Consider the following 1,962-nt stretch of genomic DNA (forward strand, 5'->3'; position numbering starts at 1 on the left):
AGGAAAGATGAAAAAATAAAAAAGGGTGCGTCACAGACTTATGACACACCCTCATCGGAAATGAGGCAGAAAAACCCTACTTTGTCATAAATTTCACGGCACTTACTTTCCGCCATTTTGTTCTTCACACCTACCGTTATCATATCATCCAATGTCGGATGACCTGTGCCATTTACCGATGTCGCATGTTCACCATTATACCCTTCTGTGCAAAACGAGTGATATTGCAGACAGCCACACCCGACTTATCCACCACTTCACGTGGCATATTTTTCTCTATCCTTCGTCTTCTAAAGTCATTCGCCATCTCCTTGGCAATCTCATCGGGATTGTCATGGAGATAGTTATCCAATATTGCTAATATATTATTTGTTTCTTGCACAAGCCGATAGATAATAACAAGATATTATCAGTTGCAAAGATAGTATTTTCTGATAAAAAGTAATACTATCTTTAAGAAACTTTTAGAAAAAATCAAGTTTCGCACATCAGTTACATTTTCAACCACAACCCCATCAATTGATCATCTATATAATAAGTAGCTTGCGAGGTAGAAACCAAGTGATATTCCAACAGTTTCTTGATGGCGCTCTGTACACTACTTGCTGAACGAAGATTATGTTTTTTAATAAAAGCAGCAGAAGTTATTTTCTTAGCCATGCCTGCTTTGGCAATAGCATATAAAAGTTCTTTTTGGGGCAAGGTTAGCCGTGAGAGAATTTCACTGAACTTACGGTCATTGTCCAATATCAATGAACGGATAATAGCATCTATCATCTCACTATCCGCAACACCCTTTGGGTCTGTTTGGTTGAAAGCCTCATGCATTACTTTCTGTATATAATATGTATTGCCACCAAAAGTATGATAAGCTAATGCAATTGCTTCCGCTTGAATATCTTTATCAAAATGATGGAATAAGCCAATGGCAAACTCGGTGTATTTGTCTATAGGAATAACATCAAGATTCATGATGTCTGCACTATTATAGAATGGTCGTGCTTTCTCAGAAAACATCTCAGTGATGAGATGTCGCTCACTTCCCGAAAATATAAAATTGGCATTGCTGCATCTTTGGATATAAGTACGGAGAACTGCTTCCATATTTTTCTCTGGATAATAGCCAATCTGCTGAAACTCATCTATCGCAACAATACATTTTTTGTCTGCTTGCTCCAAACAAGCAAATATCTCCTCCAAGGTATAGAGGGGATTGGAAATATCGCCAAGGGAGAGGTTGAAAGTAGGTGTATTGGAGATTGGGTCGTATCCAAAACAGCCATTGATGGATTTCAAAGTATTGACCACCATCTTTAGCAGCTTAGAGCTACGACGAGCAGCTTGCTCAAACACAGCCTTGCCTAACTCAAAGGCAAACTCATTGATACTGGATGTGCGAAGAATATCTATGGAAATAGAAATAAAATTATCCTTTATAGTAGGCGAATCCAAGCAAAAGTCAATAAGTTTACTTTTGCCCACACGTCTTGCCGCCATTATGACAATATTCTCACCATTGGTGATTTTTGTGATGATTCTTTTGGCTTCTTGCTTTCTGTCGCAGAAGTATTCTGGCTTGATGTATCCAGTTATGATAAAAGGATTCTCCATATTCTACCCCAATTCGGGATAAAATAGCGATTAGTTGCATGTGAAGACAGATACGCGAGTTCTCTTCCCATGCCATCAGACATGGGCTGTATATAAAGAATCGAAAGAGATTATTCTGTCTTTAGAACAATGAAAGTTGCTTCGTGTCTTCGATGCAGTATCCTTGCAATGCCATTGGCTTGTTGTCAAAGAAACAATATGCTCCCAATGCTGAGATGAGGTTCATGACAAAGTTGTTCACAGACCTATGACGCGAATGTACAATCTGTGCCGTATTCTTCAGCATGTCGTTAATTGTTTCGATAATGTATCTCTTGCGCAGCATCATTCTGTCATAGAACGGCATCAGCT

General features: G+C 38.8%; 3 protein-coding genes. All 3 read right to left on the reverse strand.

Going from position 1 to position 1,962, the window contains the following annotated elements:
* Positions 1–172: 172 nt before the first annotated feature.
* The gene (locus F7D20_RS00360) at positions 173–352 is read right to left on the reverse strand and encodes a hypothetical protein (protein ID WP_194253459.1); all 180 of its coding nucleotides are present in this window, start codon (positions 350–352) and stop codon (positions 173–175) included.
* A 140-nt stretch (positions 353–492) separates the two neighbouring features.
* Complete coding sequence (locus tag F7D20_RS00365; RefSeq protein ID WP_158462302.1) at positions 493–1,611, reverse strand: AAA family ATPase; 1,119 nt, start codon at positions 1,609–1,611, stop codon at positions 493–495.
* Between the two features lie 121 nt (positions 1,612–1,732).
* On the reverse strand, positions 1,733–1,962 hold a 230-nt coding region (locus F7D20_RS00370; RefSeq protein ID WP_228114052.1), incomplete at its 5' end, for a transposase.

Origin of the sequence: Segatella copri (genome assembly GCF_009495355.1) — a bacterium.
Classification (GTDB): domain Bacteria; phylum Bacteroidota; class Bacteroidia; order Bacteroidales; family Bacteroidaceae; genus Prevotella.